The sequence below is a fragment of the Pseudomonas sp. OV546 genome (assembly GCF_900116845.1).
Taxonomy (GTDB): Bacteria; Pseudomonadota; Gammaproteobacteria; order Pseudomonadales; family Pseudomonadaceae; genus Aquipseudomonas; species Aquipseudomonas petroselini.
In genome coordinates, this window is sequence record NZ_FPCE01000007.1 from 242,064 (window position 1) to 259,703 (window position 17,640).

19 protein-coding genes are annotated in these 17,640 nt (G+C 60.3%); 6 read left to right on the forward strand and 13 right to left on the reverse strand.

The window, feature by feature from the left end:
* Positions 1 to 7 precede the first annotated feature (7 nt).
* From BM403_RS17890 to pdeM, 4 genes are read left to right on the forward strand one after another with little or no spacing between them, the layout of a single operon-like run.
* On the forward strand, positions 8 to 1,126 hold the full coding sequence (locus BM403_RS17890) for a succinylglutamate desuccinylase/aspartoacylase family protein (protein WP_012722622.1): 1,119 nt from the start codon (positions 8 to 10) through the stop codon (positions 1,124 to 1,126).
* A gap of 13 nt (positions 1,127 to 1,139) precedes the next feature.
* Complete coding sequence (locus BM403_RS17895; RefSeq protein WP_012722621.1) at positions 1,140 to 1,904, forward strand: ABC transporter ATP-binding protein; 765 nt, start codon at positions 1,140 to 1,142, stop codon at positions 1,902 to 1,904.
* Between the two features lie 57 nt (positions 1,905 to 1,961).
* Entirely contained in the window at positions 1,962 to 4,442 is a 2,481-nt protein-coding gene (locus BM403_RS17900; protein ID WP_012722620.1) for a ligase-associated DNA damage response DEXH box helicase, read from the forward strand.
* On the forward strand, positions 4,442 to 5,092 hold the full coding sequence (gene pdeM, locus BM403_RS17905) for a ligase-associated DNA damage response endonuclease PdeM (RefSeq protein WP_012722619.1): 651 nt from the start codon (positions 4,442 to 4,444) through the stop codon (positions 5,090 to 5,092). The genes BM403_RS17900 and pdeM overlap by 1 nt, the downstream gene beginning before the upstream one ends.
* Before the next feature lie 33 nt (positions 5,093 to 5,125).
* On the opposite strand, the gene BM403_RS17910 is transcribed toward pdeM, so the two are convergent.
* A complete protein-coding gene (locus BM403_RS17910) occupies positions 5,126 to 5,338 on the reverse strand; it encodes a hypothetical protein (protein ID WP_043204916.1) in 213 nt (70 codons plus the stop codon).
* Between the two features lie 108 nt (positions 5,339 to 5,446).
* Positions 5,447 to 6,013 (reverse strand): dCTP deaminase, encoded by a 567-nt coding sequence (gene dcd, locus BM403_RS17915; protein ID WP_003189215.1) that lies wholly within the window; start codon positions 6,011 to 6,013, stop codon positions 5,447 to 5,449.
* Positions 6,014 to 6,402: 389 nt separating this feature from the next.
* Between dcd and BM403_RS17920 the strand changes: the two genes are divergently transcribed.
* Positions 6,403 to 6,612 (forward strand): cold-shock protein, encoded by a 210-nt coding sequence (locus BM403_RS17920; protein ID WP_002554837.1) that lies wholly within the window; start codon positions 6,403 to 6,405, stop codon positions 6,610 to 6,612.
* A 198-nt stretch (positions 6,613 to 6,810) separates the two neighbouring features.
* Here the strand turns inward: BM403_RS17920 and rpoS are convergent, their stop codons facing one another.
* The 8 genes from rpoS to BM403_RS17960 all read right to left on the reverse strand — a co-directional run bounded on the left by rpoS (position 6,811) and on the right by BM403_RS17960 (position 13,929).
* Positions 6,811 to 7,815, reverse strand: a complete 1,005-nt coding sequence (gene rpoS, locus BM403_RS17925; RefSeq protein WP_012722618.1) for an RNA polymerase sigma factor RpoS — start codon at positions 7,813 to 7,815, stop codon at positions 6,811 to 6,813.
* Positions 7,816 to 7,921: 106 nt separating this feature from the next.
* A complete protein-coding gene (locus tag BM403_RS17930; protein WP_093544029.1) occupies positions 7,922 to 8,758 on the reverse strand; it encodes a peptidoglycan DD-metalloendopeptidase family protein in 837 nt (278 codons plus the stop codon).
* A 207-nt stretch (positions 8,759 to 8,965) separates the two neighbouring features.
* A complete protein-coding gene (locus BM403_RS17935) occupies positions 8,966 to 9,601 on the reverse strand; it encodes a protein-L-isoaspartate(D-aspartate) O-methyltransferase (RefSeq protein ID WP_010563544.1) in 636 nt (211 codons plus the stop codon).
* A 41-nt stretch (positions 9,602 to 9,642) separates the two neighbouring features.
* Entirely contained in the window at positions 9,643 to 10,392 is a 750-nt protein-coding gene (surE, locus tag BM403_RS17940) for a 5'/3'-nucleotidase SurE (RefSeq protein ID WP_012722616.1), read from the reverse strand.
* Entirely contained in the window at positions 10,380 to 11,438 is a 1,059-nt protein-coding gene (gene truD, locus BM403_RS17945; protein WP_093544031.1) for a tRNA pseudouridine(13) synthase TruD, read from the reverse strand. The genes surE and truD overlap by 13 nt, the downstream gene beginning before the upstream one ends.
* Positions 11,435 to 11,908, reverse strand: a complete 474-nt coding sequence (ispF, locus tag BM403_RS17950; RefSeq protein ID WP_012722614.1) for a 2-C-methyl-D-erythritol 2,4-cyclodiphosphate synthase — start codon at positions 11,906 to 11,908, stop codon at positions 11,435 to 11,437. Before ispF ends, truD begins: the two co-directional genes overlap by 4 nt.
* Positions 11,909 to 11,962: 54 nt before the next feature.
* Positions 11,963 to 12,808 (reverse strand): S-formylglutathione hydrolase, encoded by an 846-nt coding sequence (gene fghA, locus BM403_RS17955; protein ID WP_012722613.1) that lies wholly within the window; start codon positions 12,806 to 12,808, stop codon positions 11,963 to 11,965.
* Between the two features lie 8 nt (positions 12,809 to 12,816).
* The gene (locus tag BM403_RS17960) at positions 12,817 to 13,929 is read right to left on the reverse strand and encodes an S-(hydroxymethyl)glutathione dehydrogenase/class III alcohol dehydrogenase (RefSeq protein ID WP_012722612.1); all 1,113 of its coding nucleotides are present in this window, start codon (positions 13,927 to 13,929) and stop codon (positions 12,817 to 12,819) included.
* A gap of 109 nt (positions 13,930 to 14,038) precedes the next feature.
* Here BM403_RS17960 and BM403_RS17965 point away from each other — a divergent pair, with 109 nt between their 5' ends.
* Positions 14,039 to 14,935, forward strand: a complete 897-nt coding sequence (locus tag BM403_RS17965) for a LysR substrate-binding domain-containing protein (protein ID WP_012722611.1) — start codon at positions 14,039 to 14,041, stop codon at positions 14,933 to 14,935.
* A 120-nt stretch (positions 14,936 to 15,055) separates the two neighbouring features.
* Here the strand turns inward: BM403_RS17965 and ispD are convergent, their stop codons facing one another.
* The 3 genes from ispD to eno form a co-directional block, all read right to left on the reverse strand.
* The gene (gene ispD / locus BM403_RS17970; RefSeq protein ID WP_012722610.1) at positions 15,056 to 15,763 is read right to left on the reverse strand and encodes a 2-C-methyl-D-erythritol 4-phosphate cytidylyltransferase; all 708 of its coding nucleotides are present in this window, start codon (positions 15,761 to 15,763) and stop codon (positions 15,056 to 15,058) included.
* Entirely contained in the window at positions 15,760 to 16,038 is a 279-nt protein-coding gene (gene ftsB, locus BM403_RS17975) for a cell division protein FtsB (RefSeq protein ID WP_003231201.1), read from the reverse strand. The genes ispD and ftsB overlap by 4 nt, the downstream gene beginning before the upstream one ends.
* 180 nt (positions 16,039 to 16,218) lie before the next feature.
* Positions 16,219 to 17,508 carry a phosphopyruvate hydratase gene (eno, locus tag BM403_RS17980; RefSeq protein WP_003189193.1) on the reverse strand — a complete coding sequence of 430 codons (1,290 nt, stop codon included), beginning with the start codon at positions 17,506 to 17,508 and terminating at the stop codon, positions 16,219 to 16,221.
* Positions 17,509 to 17,640 lie beyond the last annotated feature (132 nt).

Sequence of the window (17,640 nt, forward strand, 5' to 3'; positions counted from 1 at the left end):
AGCATTCATGCGGCATCACGTCCATGAGCTGATTGCGCCGGTGCCAGGCACGGCGCGGCAGATTCACAGTTTTCACTTCGGCCCGGAGCAGGCCGAGGGCAAGATCTACATCCAGTCATCGCTGCATGCCGACGAGCTACCGGGCATGCTGGTGGCGTGGCACCTCAAGGTGCAGCTGGCGAAGCTGGCAGCGGCCGGCCGCCTGCGCAGCGAGATCGTGCTGGTGCCCATCGCCAATCCAGTGGGCCTGGAACAGGTGTTGATGGATATCCCGTTGGGTCGCTATGAGCTGGAGAGCGGGCAGAACTTCAATCGCCTGTTTGTCGACCTCAGTGAAGCCGTCGGCAACCAGATCGAAGACTTGCTCGGGGATGATCCCCGGCACAACATCGAACTGATCCGCGCGGCGCTGTCCACCGCGCTCGCCGCGCAAAGTGCCGACACCCAGTTGCAATCCCAGCGCCTGGTGCTGCAACGCCTGGCCTGCGACGCCGATATGGTGCTGGACCTGCATTGCGACTTCGAAGCCGTGGCGCACCTGTACACCACGCCCGAGGCGTGGCCGCAGGTGGAGCCGCTGGCGCGGTACATCGGTTCGGAAGCGAATTTGCTCGCGACCGATTCCGGTGGGCAGTCCTTCGATGAGTGTTTCACCTTGGTGTGGTGGCAGTTGCAGCAACGCTTCGGCAAGCGCTTCCCGATCCCCATGGGCAGCTTTTCGGTAACCGTCGAACTGCGCGGCCAGGGCGACGTCAACCACGGCTTGGCGGCGCTCGACTGCCAGGCGATCATCGACTACCTGATTCACTTCGGCGCCATTGCGGGCGATGCAGCACCGCTGCCCGACCTGCCCTACCCGGCCACGCCGCTGGCCGGCGTCGAACCGGTGGCAACGCCGGTGGGCGGCCTGCTGGTGTTCAGCGCCCTGCCCGGTGAATACCTGGAAGCCGGGCAACTGATCGCCGAAATCATCGACCCCATTTCCGACCGCGTAACGCCCGTGCACTGCCGACAGGCCGGCCTGCTTTACGCCCGTTCGCTACGCCGCATGGCCACTGCCGGGATGGTCATCGGCCATGTCGCAGGCGCCGAGGCCTACCGCAGCGGCTACCTACTTTCGCCTTGAGGATGCACGCCCCATGTACAAATTGACCGTTGAAGGCCTGCATAAAAGCTATGGCGACAATGAGGTGCTCAAAGGTGTTTCGCTCAAGGCCAAGACCGGCGACGTGATCAGCCTGATCGGCGCCAGCGGCTCGGGCAAAAGCACTTTTTTGCGCTGTATCAACTTCCTGGAAACCCCCAACGACGGCGCGATGACCCTCGACGGGCAGCCGATCCGCATGGTCAGCGACCGCCACGGCATGCGCGTGGCCGATGACGCCGAATTGCAGCGCCTGCGCACGCGGCTGGCAATGGTGTTCCAGCACTTCAACCTGTGGAGCCACATGAGCGTGCTGGAAAACATCACCATGGCCCCGCGCCGGGTATTGGGTTGCAGTAAGAAGGACGCCGAAGACCGCGCCCGTCGCTACTTGGACAAGGTGGGGTTGCCGGCGCGCGTGGCCGATCAATACCCGGCGTTCCTGTCCGGCGGCCAGCAGCAACGGGTGGCCATCGCCCGGGCGTTGGCGATGGAACCGGAGGTGATGCTGTTCGACGAACCCACGTCGGCCCTCGACCCGGAGTTGGTGGGCGAAGTGTTGAAGGTGATCCAGGGACTGGCCGAGGAAGGCCGCACCATGATCATGGTGACCCACGAGATGAGCTTTGCGCGCAAGGTGTCGAGCCAGGTGCTGTTCCTGCACAAGGGCCTGGTGGAAGAGCAAGGCGCGCCGGAAGACGTGCTGGGCAATCCGAAGAGCGAACGCCTGCAGCAGTTCCTGAGTGGCAACTTGAAGTAAACCTTTGCCCGCTCTGGAAGGTCTGTGGAATAGGCCTTCCAGAGTGTCAGCCGCCGTATGGCAAAACCCATCGACTTCGCCAAACAATGGTTTGCCGCCAAAGGCTGGAAGCCGTTCGCCTTTCAAAAAGACGTGTGGGCGGCGGTCAAGGACGGCCGGTCAGGATTGCTGCACGCCAGTACCGGCGCGGGTAAAACCTACGCGCTGTGGTTTGCGGCGCTTAATCGCTTCGCCCTCACTCGCCCGCCTGTGACGGGTAAGCGCAAACCACCCGCAGAACCGCTGACGGTGCTGTGGATCACACCCATGCGAGCCCTTGCGGCCGACACCGCGCGCGCCCTCGAAGCACCGCTTGAGGCTTTACAGATCCCCTGGAGCATCGGCCTGCGTACCGGCGATACCAGCAGCAGCGAGCGCGCCCGTCAGACCCGTCGCCAACCCACCGCACTGGTCACCACCCCGGAAAGCCTGACCTTGATGCTCGCCCGCGCCGACAGCGAAGCGAGCCTTGCGCACCTGCGCATGGTGGTCGTGGATGAATGGCATGAATTGATCGGCAACAAGCGCGGCGTGCAGTTGCAACTGGCGCTGGCGCGGCTGCGGCGTTGGCATCCGGAATTGATGGTGTGGGGCATTTCGGCGACCTTGGGCAACCAACCCCACGCCCTGGAAGTTTTGGTCCCACAAGGGGGTGGGATCAATGTGCAGGGGCAAACGGTCAAGCGGCTGGAAGTCGACACCTTGCTGCCGCCCGTCGCCGAGCGCTTTCCCTGGGCTGGGCATATCGGCTTGAAAATGCTGCCCCAAGTGGTGGCCGAGGTCGACGCCAGCCGCAGCTGCCTGGTGTTTACCAATACACGGGCGCAATCGGAAATCTGGTACCAGGCACTGCTGGACGCCCGCCCCGATTGGGCCGGGGTGATCGCCCTGCACCATGGCTCGCTGTCACGCGAGACCCGCGACTGGGTGGAGCGGGCGCTCAAAGACGGCCAGCTCAAGGCCGTGGTGTGTACGTCCAGCCTGGACCTGGGGGTGGATTTTCTGCCGGTGGAGCGGGTGCTGCAGATTGGCTCGGCCAAGGGTGTGGCGCGCCTGATGCAGCGTGCCGGACGTTCAGGGCATGCACCGGGACGGCCGTCGCGGGTGACGTTGGTGCCGACCCACAGCCTGGAACTGGTGGAAGCCGCCGCCGCCCAGGATGCGATTGCCCAGCGGCGTATCGAAGCACGGGAATCGCCTCACAAACCCTTGGATGTGCTCGTACAACATTTGGTGAGCATGGCCTTGGGCGGTGGCTTTACGCCGGATGCGCTGCTGACGGAAGTACGTGGCGCCTGGGCGTATCGCGAGCTGACGGATGCAGACTGGGCCTGGGCGCTGGGGTTTGTGCGCCATGGCGGTCTGTCGCTGACCGCTTACCCGGATTACCGCCGCGTAGAGCCGGACGAGCACGGCATCTGGCGCGTACCCGATGCGCGGCTGGCACGCCGTCATCGGATGAGCGTGGGCACTATCGTCAGTGACGCGAGTATCCATTTGAAATACTGGAGCAAGGGCGGTGGTGGCAAGAATCTGGGCAGTGTCGAGGAAGGGTTTATCGCCCGGCTCAAACCCGGCGACGGCTTCCTGTTTGCCGGACGTTTGCTGGAACTGGTGCGCGTGGAAAACATGACCGCTTATGTGCGGCGCAGCACCGCGAAAAAGGCCGCCGTACCGCGCTGGAATGGCGGGCGCATGCCCCTTTCCAATGAGCTGGCCCAGGCGGTGGTGGAACGTTTTGATGCGGCGGCGCATGGGCACTACGACGGCCCGGAGATGCAGGCGGTGCAACCCCTGTTGCAGACGCAGTTGCGCTGGTCCGGCTTGCCGACGCGCAAGCACTTGCTGGCCGAAGCCCTGAAATCGCGGGAGGGGTGGCACCTGTTTCTTTATCCGTTCGCCGGGCGCCAGGTGCACTTGGGGCTGGCGAGCCTGCTGGCGTGGCGGGTGAGCCAGCGGCAGCCTGTGACTTTCTCGATTGCGGTCAACGATTATGGGCTGGAGCTACTGAGTGCCACCGAGGTGGAGTGGCCGGAGTTGCTGGACCCGACACTGCTGGGGCCAGAACATCTGCTGCACGATGTGTCGGCCAGCCTGAATGCCGGAGAGCTGGCCCTGCGGCGTTTTCGTGAAATCGCACGGATCGCCGGGCTGGTGTTTGCCGGCTACCCCGGCGCGCCGAAAAGTACGCGACAGGTACAGGCCTCCAGCGGGTTGTTCTTCGAGGTATTCAAGCAATATGACCCACAGAACCTGCTGCTGACGCAGGCCGGGGAAGAAGTCTTGCGTGATGAACTGGATATTCGTCGGCTGGAGGAGACATTGCTGCACATGGCGGCGCTGCAATTGGACGTGCACGTGATCGAACGGCCTACGCCTTTGGCCTTTCCGCTGCTGGTTGAGCGGATGCGCGAAAGCATGAGCTCGGAAAAACTCTCGGAGCGTATTGCGCGAATGGTCAAGGATTTGGAAAAAATCGCGGATAACGGGAAGCGCTGATGGTGTGTTCGGTGAGGCTTGAGGGAGAAGAATTGTGGTTGCTGGCAGACAAGGCGGTGTATTGGCCGGCGCGCCGCTGCCTGTTGATTGCCGATGCGCATTTCGGCAAGGCGTCGGCGTATCGCAGCCTGGGCCAGCCGGTGCCGCAAGGCACCACGAGCGAGAACTTACAGCGTCTGGATCGATTGCTCTCGGCCCTACCGTGCGCGCAGGTGATCTTTCTCGGCGATTTCCTGCACGGCCCAGGGTCTCACGCCAGTGGCACGCTGAGCGCGCTGAGAGCCTGGCGAGCGCTTATCCCTGACCTGCCGATGACGTTGATTCGCGGCAATCACGATAAGCGCGCGGGTGACCCGCCTGTCGACTTGAGGATTGAGGTTGTCCCGGAGCCGCTGCTGATGGGCCCTTTCGCCCTGCAGCATGAACCGCATGCCCATCCCAGCCATCATGTCCTGGCGGGGCATGTGCATCCGGTGTATCGCTTGCGCGGCAAAGGCCGGCAGAGTTTGCGGCTGCCGTGCTTTCAGATCGGTACGCGGGTCAGCTTGCTGCCGGCGTTTGGGGCGTTTACAGGGGGGTATGCGGTGGAACAGCGAGAAGATCACCAACTCTTTGTGATCGGCGATCAGGAAGTATGGCCAGTACGCTGAGGGACTGACCATTTCCCAACCTGCTGCCTGGCATCAAGCAACGGGAGCGGGTGGCGGCTCGTCTGGAAGGGTTGGCACCCCTTGCTCGTCGGGCTGCTCGGGCTGGCCGGGCGCAGGGTCTGGATCCGGTTGTCCAGGGACGCCACCTTCAAATGCAGGGTTTGCCATCAAGGACCAGGCCAGAACGCCAATCTGGTTGGGTTCAAGCCGGGCAAGTTCTGCGCTGATTCGCGGGTCGATCTTCATAAGGTACTCCTCAAGCGTGGCTCGGTGCGTTTTACACGCACCGAGGCAGTACACCTAGATAGAGTCACTTTCCGCAGACTAATTCCCTTTACGCGTAAGACCTTTCGATCAAGCGCGTGGGAGGGTGACGCCGCGCTGGCCCTGGTACTTGCCTGCGCGGTCCTTATAGGACACTTCACAGGCCTCATCGGACTGCAGGAACAGCATCTGCGCCACACCTTCGTTGGCATAGATCTTCGCCGGCAAGGTGGTGGTGTTGGAGAACTCCAGGGTCACATGGCCTTCCCACTCGGGTTCAAGTGGCGTCACGTTGACGATGATGCCGCAACGCGCGTAGGTGCTCTTACCCAGGCAGATGGTCAGCACGTCACGGGGAATACGAAAGAACTCCACGGTGCGCGCCAGGGCGAAGGAGTTGGGCGGAATGATGCACACGTCGCTCTTAACGTCGACGAAGCTCTTCTCGTCGAAGTTCTTCGGATCGACGATCGCCGAGTTGATGTTGGTGAACACCTTGAATTCATCGGCGCAGCGTACGTCGTAGCCGTAGCTGGAAACCCCGTACGAAATCACACGTTCGTCGCCTTCGCCACGAATCTGCCGCTCAACGAACGGTTCGATCATGCCGTGCTCTTGCGCCATGCGGCGAATCCACTTGTCCGATTTGATGCTCATGGCGGGTGTCCTGAATAGCGAGGTGGAAAAATACTGTGGGGCATCTTACCGGGGCCGGCGTTGGGGTTCAAAGGTCACAAGGCTTTTCTTGATGAATGCGCCGGCGGCTATAAGCCGCAGCCAGCGGGGCCGGGGTTAATATTGCCGCGCAGGGCGACCGTGGATACCACCGTCAGTCACGAATTTAGAGAAACCTTCGGAAATACCATTGGCACGTTCCGGAAAAAGGGTTAAGGTGGCGCCACTGTGCTGCTTGTGTCACTGAGAATCTCTACACGATATGTTGAATTTCGATCCAACCATCTCCAAGAATTTTTCCTGCTCTTTGCACTCAGTCTCGGCCAGGGCTTTTCCTGAGTCGCAGTTAACTTTGTCCAAGGAGATACACCATGTCTAATCGCCAAACTGGTACCGTTAAGTGGTTCAACGATGAAAAAGGCTTCGGCTTCATCACTCCACAATCCGGTGACGACCTGTTCGTTCACTTCAAAGCTATCCAATCCGACGGCTTCAAAAGCCTGAAAGAAGGCCAACAGGTTTCTTTCATCGCTACCCGCGGTCAGAAAGGCATGCAAGCTGAAGAAGTTCAAGTTATCTAACTTGTACTGACTTAGTCGAAAAGACCCCGCCCTTAAAAGCGGGGTTTTTTTATGCCTGGGATTTGGTAATACCGGGCACAAAAAATGTGGGAGGGGGCTTGCTCCCGATGGCAATCGTTCAGTCACTGGATGTATCGACTGACCCACCGCCATCGGGAGCAAGCCCCCTCCCACATTCAAGCATTCAAGCTGCGTTGTTTACTGGAACAACGACTCACTCGACAAGCCATTCTTCTCCAGGATCTCACGCAAGCGCTTGAGCCCTTCCACCTGGATTTGTCGCACCCGCTCACGGGTCAGACCGATCTCCAGGCCTACGTCCTCCAGGGTGCTGCTCTCATGGCCACGCAGGCCGAAGCGGCGAATCACCACTTCACGCTGCTTGTCCGTAAGCTCCGACAGCCACTGATCAATGCTTTGGGAAAGATCATCGTCCTGCAACAGCTCGCAAGGATCTGTAGGGCGATCATCCGTCAGGGTGTCCAGCAGGGTTTTATCCGAATCCGGACCCAGCGAGACGTCAACCGAAGACACGCGCTCATTCAAGCCGAGCATGCGTTTCACCTCCGCTACCGGTTTCTCCAGCAGGTTGGCGATTTCTTCGGGCGAGGGTTCGTGATCGAGTTTTTGGGTCAGCTCACGTGCTGCCCGCAGGTAGACGTTAAGCTCTTTGACCACATGGATCGGCAACCGGATCGTACGGGTCTGATTCATGATCGCCCGTTCGATGGTCTGGCGGATCCACCAGGTCGCATAGGTTGAAAAGCGGAAGCCCCGCTCGGGGTCGAACTTCTCCACGGCCCGGATCAGGCCCAGGTTGCCTTCCTCGATCAAGTCCAACAGGGACAGCCCACGATTGACATAGCGTCGGGCGATTTTCACCACCAGGCGCAGGTTGCTTTCAATCATGCGCTTGCGCCCAGCCGGATCACCCTTTTGCGACAAGCGCGCAAAATGGACTTCTTCTTCGGGGGTCAGCAGAGGGGAAAAGCCGATTTCATTGAGGTACAGCTGGGTCGCATCGAGCGCCCGCGTGTAGTCAATGTACTTATGTTGCTTTAACGCGGTGGAGTTCTTGGATTTGGCGCGAACTGAAGGTACAGCAGGTCCCTCATTCGACATCGATTCCGTAGCGATGCCGGTCTCCATAAGGAGAACCTCATCGTCGATGTCAAACTCCGGCGCTTCTTTACTGAGAGCCATTGTTATAGTCCTTTGGTGAGTTCGACCTCAAGCTCAAGCGGCGCCTTTATCCTTGGCAACGCTGGAGCCTGTTCCTTCTACGCGAGGGAACAGGCTGTGCAACACATCAACGACGGGGTAGGAATTGCAGCGGATCTACAGGCTTTCCTTGACGGCGAATCTCAAAGTGCAGTTTCACCCGGTCTGTACCCGTTGACCCCATTTCGGCAATTGTCTGTCCGACTTTGACCTGCTGCCCCTCCCGAACCAACAGCCTACGGTTGTGACCGTAAGCACTGACGTAGGTATCGCTGTGTTTGATGATGACCAGCTCGCCGTAGCCCCGTAAACCACTCCCGGCGTACACCACCGTCCCATCAGACGCAGCTAAAACAGGCTGTCCCAAATCCCCGGCGATATCAATGCCTTTATTCAAACTACCGTTTGAAGAGAATTTTCCAATCAGCACTCCATTTGAAGGCCATCCCCAACCGGTCGGCGCGGGCCCGGCAGGCGGTAAAGGCGCAGGCGCGGGCTTGTTCGCAACCTTCGGCGCGGCGGTGCCGGCAGGCCGGGTAATGATGGTGGTCTTGCTCGAAGACGAGGGCGAAGATCCGGTATTTGTCACAACTGCCGTAGGCGCTGAACCGGTACGTCCATCGAAACGGATCGTCTGACCCGGATGTATCGTGTAGGGCACAGGAATATTGTTACGAGCTGCAAGCGCCTTGTAGTCCCAGCCATAACGGAAGGCGATCGAGAACATCGTATCGCCCTTGCGCACCACATACTGCCCGGTGGTTACCGTCGGCTTTTGCGGTGCGGCGTTATTACGGTCTACCACCCGCGCCCCGCTGCTTGGCGAGCTTGAGCACCCTACCAACACCGAACTGAAGACGAGGCCAAGCACCAGTCGATGAAAGCTTGTTTTACTCATACGCTGCGCAAGACCTGTGAGACTCACCCGCCGCTCCCTTTGTGGTGGCTGAACATGAATGCCTGTATCAGGCTTGAAATATGTCGCAAGTATAACTGGGCATTGAAGTTTTACCGGCACACGACTGAAACGAATCATTCAGCGTGTTTAAACGTCGTGCCAGTCATGTTGACTCAATAGACCCCGCCGTAAGACACATCCCCGCCAGCAGAATTCACCGCCGGCAAAAATTGATCACGCCAGCGGGCCATTGAGCAACGGCACAAAACGCACGGCCCCCAGCACATGCCGGGAAAAACCTTCGTCCTCACGAATAATGAGCATCAATTGTTGCACTTCACCGGAGCCTACCGGGATCACCAGGCGTCCGCCGGGAGCGAGTTGATCGAGCAATGCTTGCGGCACATCGGTGGCCACCGCAGTCACGATGATGCCGTTGTACGGTGCCAGCGCCGGCCAACCTTCCCAGCCATCGCCCCAGCGGAACACCACGTTGCGCAGGTTCAGTTCCACCAGGCGCTCCTTGGCGCGGTCTTGCAACACCTTGATGCGCTCCACCGAGAACACCCGCTCGACCAACTGCGCAAGCACGGCGGTCTGGTAGCCGGAGCCGGTGCCGATTTCGAGCACCTTGTCCAACGGCCCCGCCGCCAGCAGCAGCTCGCTCATGCGTGCCACCATGTACGGCTGGGAAATGGTCTGGTTATGGCCGATGGGCAGCGCCGTGTCTTCATAAGCGCGGTGGGCCAGGGCTTCATCGACAAACAAGTGCCGAGGCGTACGCCGGATCACTTCCAGCACTTGGGCGTTGGACAGACCCTCTTCGTACAAGCGCTGGATCAAGCGTTCACGGGTACGCTGGGACGTCATCCCGATACCCCGGCGCAGCAAGTCGTCTTGTTCACGGCCCATCAGCGCAGCCCCTCCAGCCAGCCATCGAGACCACTGAAGGCATCACTGAAGGTGCGATCAAATTGCAATGGAGTAATCGACACATAACCCTGCATCACCGCATGAAAGTCCGTGCCCTCCCCGCCATCTTCGGCATCACCCGCGGCGGCGATCCAATAGCCTTCCTTGCCACGCGGGTCGACTACCTTCAACGGCGCCGCCGCACGGGCACGATGACCCAGGCGCGTCAGCTGGATGCCGCGAATATGATCGAGGGGCAAATTGGGGATATTGACGTTGAGCACCGTGCGCGGCGGCAAGTCCAGGGTGGCATGGGCCTCCACCAGCTTGCGCGCGAAATACGCCGCAGTGGGCAGGTTATCCAGTTGGCGCGAAGCAAACGAAAAAGCGAATGCGGTACGCCCCAGGAAGCGCCCTTCAAGGGCCGCCGCCACGGTGCCGGAATACAGCACATCATCGCCCAGGTTGGCGCCCAGATTGATACCCGACACCACCAGGTCCGGCTCGTGATCCAGCAGGCTGTTGATGGCGAGGTGGACGCAATCGGTGGGGGTGCCGTTCACGCTGATAAAGCCATTGGCCAGGACCTTCGGGTGCAGCGGACGGTCGAGCGTCAGCGAACTGCTGGCGCCGCTCTTGTCCTGGTCGGGGGCGACCACCACGCACTCGGCATAATCTTCCAGCGCAGCATAGAGCGCGGCAAGACCGGGTGCGGTGGCACCGTCATCGTTTGATATCAGAATACGCATGGGTTGTCCGTCTGCCCCACCGGCACCAGATCAACAAGCTCGCGCACCAAGACAGTGGCGAAGCATCCGGCCGGCAGGACGAATTCCAATTGCAGAATGTCCAGCGAGGGATAATGCCACGTCAAACCGCCAATGGGCAGTCGCAGAATGCGACGTTCCTGGCTCATGCCGGCATTCACCAGCCAATCGCGCAGGTCGGCCTCACCGGCGGCAACGGCCTGTTCCAGCTCAAAGGTTGCACCACTGGCAGGTGAATCGCCTTCGCCCCACTGCGGACCGGTCGGGTGCAGGTCCAAAATCGCCAGGCGCGGGTCGCTGCATTCAGCCTCCCCCGCCGGAAAAAAACTGCGGCTGTCGGTAAACGCCAGCAAGTCGCCGACCTGGGCGCGCTGCCAGGATCCCTCGGCAACCCGCGCCGCCAGCACTTTGTTGAAGAGATAACTGCGCGCAGTCGACAACAAGCGCGAACGCACATTGCGCTGCTCCGGCAACGCCTTGCGCACGGCCCACTCGCGGGCGTCGACGACGTTGCCGCCGTTATGGCCAAAGCGCTGGGTGCCGAAGTAGTTCGGAATGCCATGCTGGGCGATCAGTTGCAACCGCGCGTCGATGGCGGCGGTATCGCCGACCAACTGCGTCAGGCGCAAGGTGAAACCATTCGCCGAATGCGCGCCGCGCTGCAGCTTGCGCTTGTGGCGGCCGGTCTTGAGGATCCTGAGCGTGTCGTTTTCTGCCGCGCTCATGTCCGGATCAGCCTTGCCCGGTAGCTGCACGCTGAACCATTGGCGGGTCAACGCTTGGCGATCCTTGAGCCCGGCATAGCTGACGGTGCGCAACGGCACACCGGCCGCCTTGGCGATCCGACGTGCTGCTTCCTCGGTATTGAGACCGCGCTTCTCGACCCATAACCACAGGTGCTCGCCTTCGCCGGTCAACGGAATATCCAACACTTCGTCGACCTGGAAGTCTTCAGCCGTGGCCTTCAGCACCGCGCTGCCCAACGCCTCGCCATACGCCCGTGGGCCCAGCAGTTCCAAGTCGTTCATGCGCGCAGCAACAAGGCAACGGAGTGCACAGCAATGCCCTCTTCACGACCGGTAAACCCGAGTTTTTCGGTAGTGGTGGCTTTCACGTTGACTTGATCCAGTTCAATTTGCAGGTCAGCGGCAATCAGTGCGCGCATCGATTCGATATGGGGCGCCATCTTCGGCGCCTGGGCCACGATGGTGTTGTCGACGTTACCGACTTTCCAGCCCTTGGCATGGATCAAGCCCACAACGTGGCGCAGCAATACACGGCTGTCCGCGCCTTTGAAGGTCGGGTCTGTGTCCGGAAAGTGCTTGCCGATATCGCCCAACGCCGCCGCGCCGAGCAAGGCATCGCTCAAGGCATGCAACACAACGTCGCCGTCGGAATGAGCCAGCAACCCATGGTGGTGCGCAATGCGCACGCCGCCCAGGGTGATGAAATCGCCTTCAGCGAAACGGTGCACATCGTAGCCGTGGCCAATACGCATAAAAAAACGCCCCGATTTAATTCAGGGCGTGATTCTACCTACTTTTGCCTCACATTAACCGAGCAAAGCACGGCCATGGTGTCGCAAATGATCTTCGATGAAGCTGGCGATAAAGAAGTAGCTGTGGTCGTAGCCGGGTTGCAGGCGCAGTTCCAACGGATGGTTGGCCGCCTTGGCCGCTTGCTGCAAGGCTTCAGGCTTGAGTTGCACGGCGAGGAAATCGTCGCGGTCACCCTGGTCCACCAGCAGCGGCAGCTTTTCGGACGCTTCGCTGATCAGCACGCAGGCGTCCCACTCACGCCATTTCGAACGCTCTTCACCCAGGTAACGGGAGAACGCTTTCTGGCCCCAAGGGCAATCCATCGGGTTGTTGATCGGCGAAAATGCCGACACCGATTGGTAACGCCCTGGGTTGCGCAATGCACACACCAACGCACCGTGGCCGCCCATGGAGTGGCCGCTGATGCCCCGTTTAGCCGAAGCCGGGAAATGCGCTTCAACCAATGCCGGCAATTCCTGCACCACGTAGTCATGCATCCGATAGTGCTTTGCCCAAGGTTGCTGGGTGGCATTCAGATAAAAACCGGCGCCGAGGCCGAAATCCCAGGCGTTATCCGGGTCACCCGGCACACCCGGCCCACGCGGGCTCGTGTCCGGTGCAACAATGATCAACCCCAGTTCGGCGGCCATGCGCTGGGCGCCGGCCTTCTGCATGAAGTTCTCATCGGTGCAGGTGAGACCGGACAACCAGTACAGCACCGGCAGCTTGCCGCCCTGCTCCGCTTGCGGCGGCAGGTAGACGGCAAACGTCATGTCGCAGTCGAGCACATCGGAATGATGCTTGTAGCGTTTATGCCAGCCGCCGAAGCTTTTCTGGCACGACAGGTTTTCCAGACTCATGGCCGACCTCAGAAGTGAATGACGGTACGAATGCTCTTGCCTTCATGCATCAGGTCAAACGCTTTGTTGATGTCCTCCAGGCCCATGGTGTGGGTGATGAAGGTGTCCAGCGGGATCTCGCCGGTCTGGGCCATTTCCACGTAGCTTGGCAGCTCGGTCCGGCCGCGCACGCCGCCGAATGCCGAACCGCGCCAGACGCGACCGGTCACCAGCTGGAATGGACGGGTGGCGATTTCCTGGCCGGCACCGGCCACGCCGATGATCACCGACTCGCCCCAACCTTTGTGGCAGCACTCGAGGGCAGCGCGCATCAGCTGCACGTTACCGATACATTCGAAGGAAAAGTCCACACCACCGTCAGTCAGGTCGACGATCACGTCCTGGATCGGGCGATCGTAGTCTTTCGGGTTGATGCAGTCAGTGGCGCCCAGTTGCTTGGCGATCTCGAACTTGGCCGGGTTGATATCGATGGCAATGATGCGGCCAGCCTTGGCTTTGACCGCGCCAATAATAGCCGACAGACCGATACCGCCGAGGCCGAAAATGGCCACGGTGTCGCCCGGCTTGACCTTGGCAGTGTTGATCACCGCACCGATGCCGGTGGTAACGCCACAGCCCAGCAGGCAGACTTTTTCCAGCGGCGCTTCTTTAGGAATCTTGGCCACGGAAATTTCCGGCAGCACGGTGTATTCGGAGAAGGTCGAGGTGCCCATGTAGTGGAAAATCGGCTGACCTTTGTAGGAAAAGCGTGTAGTGCCGTCCGGCATCAGGCCTTTGCCCTGCGTGGCGCGGATGGCCTGGCAGAGGTTGGTCTTGCCCGACAGACAGAATTTGCACTTGCCGCATTCCGGGGTGTACAGCGGAATTACATGATCGCCCACCGCAACGGAAGTCACACCCTCGCCGATGGCTTCAACCACGGCACCGCCTTCATGGCCGAGGATCGACGGGAAGATGCCTTCCGGGTCGGCACCCGACAGGGTGTAGGCGTCGGTATGGCACACACCGGACGCGACCACCCGCAACAGCACTTCGCCAGCCTTGGGCATGGCGACATCCACTTCTACGATCTCAAGGGGCTTCTTGGCTTCGAAGGCTACGGCAGCGCGGGACTTGATCATCCGGGTTTCTCCAGGGAGTTAAAAACTGAGACGTAGAGTGTAAAACATGGCCATCTGATTAATAATCCAGACAAAAGCAAAACTTTATTGCTGTACAGGGATAATTGCCATGCTGGAAAACCGCTGGGAAGGCATCGACGAGTTTGTCGCCGTGGCTGAATGCAGCCAATTTACGGCGGCGGCCGAGCGCTTAGGCGTGTCGTCGTCCCATATCAGCCGGCAGGTGGCACGCCTGGAAGAGCGGCTGCAAACACGCCTGCTGTATCGCAGTACGCGCAAAGTGACCCTGACCGAAGCTGGCCAGACCTTTCTGCAGCATTGCCAGCGCCTGCAGGATGGTCGCGAAGAAGCTCTGCGCGCGGTCGGCGACCTCACCAGCGAACCCAAAGGCATGTTACGCATGACCTGCGCCGTGGCGTACGGCGAGCGCTTTATCGTGCCGCTGGTGACACGGTTCATGGCGCTCTACCCCCAACTGCGGGTGGATATTGAGCTGAGCAACCGCCCATTGGACTTGGTGCACGAAGGCCTCGACCTCGCGATTCGCCTGGGGCGCCTGCAGGATTCGCGCATGGTTGCCAGCCGGCTGGCGCCGAGACGCATGTACCTGTGCGCGTCGCCGTCCTACCTGGCGCGGTATGGTCGGCCACATAGTTTGTCGGAGTTGAGTCGGCATAACTGCCTGATCGGCAGCTCGGATATCTGGCAACTGGCCCAGGACGGGCGGGAATTTTCCCAGCGTGTGCAGGGAAACTGGCGCTGCAACAGTGGTCAAGCGGTGCTGGATGCAGCGCTACAGGGCGTCGGGTTGTGCCAATTGCCGGACTATTATGTGCTGGAGCATCTGCACAGTGGCGCGCTGGTGTCGTTGCTGGAGGCACATCAACCGCCGAATACGGCGGTGTGGGCGCTGTATCCGCAGCAACGGCATTTGTCGCCGAAGGTCAGGAAGCTGGTGGATTTCTTGAAGGAGGGGCTGGCTGGGCGGCCGGAGTACAGCAGTTGACTGTATTGTTGTTTGGGCGGACCTCATCGGGGGCAAGCCCCCTCCCACCTTTGAATATGTTCACAGGTCAAAATGTGGGAGGGGGGCTTGCCCCCGATGAAGTCGACACGATACAGGCGACTACCTGCGATTCGCCCACCGCAGCCGTAACCATTCCAGATCTTCGGGCCGGGTCACCTTGATGTTGTCCGAGCGCCCTTCGATCAGGCGCGGTGCCTGTCCGGACCATTCCATGGCCGAGGCTTCGTCGGTAATCACCGCATCGGCTACCAGGCTATCGGCCAACGCGCGATGCAAGGCGCCGAGGCGGAACATCTGCGGGGTATAGGCCTGCCAGATCAGGCTGCGATCGACGGTTTCGATCACACGGCCATATTTGTCGACGCGCTTGAGGGTGTCGCGGGCCGGCACGGCCAGCAAGCCGCCGACCGGGTCGTCCGCCAGTTCGGCGAGCAACTTGTCCAGATCATCGCGACTCAGGTTCGGTCGTGCAGCATCGTGCACCAACACCCAGTCGTCATCGCCGGCACCCAGGGCATTGAGTTGCAGCAGTGCATTAAGTACTGAACCAGAGCGCTCAGAACCACCCTCCGCACGCTGGATACGCGGGTCGGCAGCACAGGCCAGGCTGGGCCAGTAGGGATCATCAGCAGCAAGACTGACCACCAGTCCCTTGAGCGATGGATGGTCGAGAAAACAGCCGAGGCTGTGTTCGAGAATAGTGCGCCCGCCCAATTGCAGGTACTGCTTGGGACGGTCCGCGGCCATACGGGCACCGACGCCCGCGGCAGGAATCACGGCCCAGAAGGCCGGCAAACGCTCACTCATTGGGCCAACTGGTAGAGGGTTTCGCCCTCCTTGACCATGCCCAGTTCATGACGAGCCCGCTCTTCAACGGTCTCCGTGCCTTTTTTCAGCTCAAGCACTTCGGCATCGAGGACGCGGTTGCGCTCCAGCAAGATCTCGTTTTCGGCGTGCTGTGCAGCAATTTGCTCGGTCAGGTCTTTCACCTGCGCAAAGCTGCCATTACCCACCCATAGGCGGTATTGCAGGCCAGCCAGCAACAAGAGCAAGACGAGGAACAACCAATTGGGACTGCGCATCGAATATCGGGTATCCAGTGAAAAAAAACAGCCATGCAAAACTTTTGCAGCAACTGATAGCACGAAGCCTGGAAGAACCAGGCTTGTGCTTGATAGCCATCAGATTAGCGTCGAAATACACACTGTCGTGAGTTTTCCGACGCAATCCGCCGACCTTTTACCATTTTTACCATGTAGCGATCAGCCGCGAAACTCGCCGCGACCGTTGTACTTGGCCTTGCCAGCCAGTTGCTCTTCGATACGCAGCAATTGGTTGTACTTGGAAACGCGATCGGAACGGCACAGGGAACCGGTCTTGATCTGGCCCGCCGAAGTGCCCACGGCCAGGTCGGCAATGGTCGAATCTTCGGTTTCGCCGGAGCGGTGCGAGATCACAGCCGTATAGCCCGCCGCCTTGGCCATCTGAATGGCTTCCAGGGTTTCGGTCAGGGTGCCGATCTGGTTGAACTTGATCAGGATCGAGTTGGCGATCTTTTTATCGATGCCTTCTTTCAGGATCTTGGTGTTGGTCACGAACAAGTCGTCGCCCACCAGTTGGATTTTCTCGCCGATCTTGTCGGTGAGGATTTTCCAGCCGTCCCAGTCGGACTCGTCCAGGCCATCTTCGATCGAGATGATCGGGTAGCGCTGGGTCAAGCCCTTCAGGTATTCAGCGAAACCTTCGGAGTTGAACACCTGGCCTTCGCCGGACAGGTTGTATTTACCGTCCTCGTAGAACTCGCTGGCCGCGCAGTCCAGGGCCAGGGTCACGTCGGTGCCCAGCTTGTAGCCTGCGTTGGCCACGGCTTCGGAGATCACTTTCAGTGCGTCTTCGTTGGACGCCAGGTTCGGAGCGAAACCACCTTCGTCACCCACCGCAGTGCTCAGGCCACGGGCCTTCAGAACAGCCTTGAGGTGGTGGAAAATCTCGGTGCCCATGCGCAGGCCTTCGGAGAAGGACTTGGCGCCCACCGGCTGCACCATGAATTCCTGGATGTCGACGTTGTTATCGGCGTGCTCGCCACCGTTGATGATGTTCATCATTGGCACCGGCATCGAGTAGACACCCGGGGTACCGTTCAGGTTGGCGATGTGAGCGTACAGCGGCAGGTCCTGGTCCTGAGCAGCGGCCTTGGCGGCGGCCAGGGACACGGCGAGGATAGCGTTGGCACCCAGGCTACCTTTGTTTTCGGTGCCGTCGAGCTTGATCATCGCGTGGTCCAGGGCTTTCTGGTCCAGCGGGTCCTTGCCCAGCAACAGGTCACGGATCGGGCCATTGATGTTGGCTACAGCCTTGAGAACACCCTTGCCCAGGTAACGGCTCTTGTCGCCATCACGCAGTTCCAGCGCTTCGCGCGAACCGGTGGAAGCACCGGACGGCGCGCAGGCGCTGCCGATGATGCCGTTATCGAGAAGCACGTCGGCTTCGACGGTGGGGTTGCCACGGGAGTCGAGAACTTCACGACCTTTGATGTCGACGATTTTTGCCATTGTTGTAAACACTCCAAAGTTGACGAAAACGACGCAGCTGAAGGAAATCTTTTGACCGACCGCAAGGGTGGAACAACGGGGCAGGCTTGCAGGCGACAAGGCCCAGGCCCGAGGGCCTGAGCTTTTAGCGTG

Coding starts and splice junctions, on each gene's coding strand:
- BM403_RS17890 (WP_012722622.1), top strand. CDS start 8: ATGCGGCATCACGTCCATGAGCTGATTGCGCCGGTGCCAGGCACGGCG.
- BM403_RS17895 (WP_012722621.1), top strand. CDS start 1,140: ATGTACAAATTGACCGTTGAAGGCCTGCATAAAAGCTATGGCGACAAT.
- BM403_RS17900 (WP_012722620.1), top strand. CDS start 1,962: ATGGCAAAACCCATCGACTTCGCCAAACAATGGTTTGCCGCCAAAGGC.
- pdeM (WP_012722619.1), top strand. CDS start 4,442: ATGGTGTGTTCGGTGAGGCTTGAGGGAGAAGAATTGTGGTTGCTGGCA.
- BM403_RS17910 (WP_043204916.1), bottom strand. CDS start 5,338: ATGAAGATCGACCCGCGAATCAGCGCAGAACTTGCCCGGCTTGAACCC.
- dcd (WP_003189215.1), bottom strand. CDS start 6,013: ATGAGCATCAAATCGGACAAGTGGATTCGCCGCATGGCGCAAGAGCAC.
- BM403_RS17920 (WP_002554837.1), top strand. CDS start 6,403: ATGTCTAATCGCCAAACTGGTACCGTTAAGTGGTTCAACGATGAAAAA.
- rpoS (WP_012722618.1), bottom strand. CDS start 7,815: ATGGCTCTCAGTAAAGAAGCGCCGGAGTTTGACATCGACGATGAGGTT.
- BM403_RS17935 (WP_010563544.1), bottom strand. CDS start 9,601: ATGACGTCCCAGCGTACCCGTGAACGCTTGATCCAGCGCTTGTACGAA.
- surE (WP_012722616.1), bottom strand. CDS start 10,392: ATGCGTATTCTGATATCAAACGATGACGGTGCCACCGCACCCGGTCTT.
- truD (WP_093544031.1), bottom strand. CDS start 11,438: ATGAACGACTTGGAACTGCTGGGCCCACGGGCGTATGGCGAGGCGTTG.
- ispF (WP_012722614.1), bottom strand. CDS start 11,908: ATGCGTATTGGCCACGGCTACGATGTGCACCGTTTCGCTGAAGGCGAT.
- fghA (WP_012722613.1), bottom strand. CDS start 12,808: ATGAGTCTGGAAAACCTGTCGTGCCAGAAAAGCTTCGGCGGCTGGCAT.
- BM403_RS17960 (WP_012722612.1), bottom strand. CDS start 13,929: ATGATCAAGTCCCGCGCTGCCGTAGCCTTCGAAGCCAAGAAGCCCCTT.
- BM403_RS17965 (WP_012722611.1), top strand. CDS start 14,039: ATGCTGGAAAACCGCTGGGAAGGCATCGACGAGTTTGTCGCCGTGGCT.
- ispD (WP_012722610.1), bottom strand. CDS start 15,763: ATGAGTGAGCGTTTGCCGGCCTTCTGGGCCGTGATTCCTGCCGCGGGC.
- ftsB (WP_003231201.1), bottom strand. CDS start 16,038: ATGCGCAGTCCCAATTGGTTGTTCCTCGTCTTGCTCTTGTTGCTGGCT.
- eno (WP_003189193.1), bottom strand. CDS start 17,508: ATGGCAAAAATCGTCGACATCAAAGGTCGTGAAGTTCTCGACTCCCGT.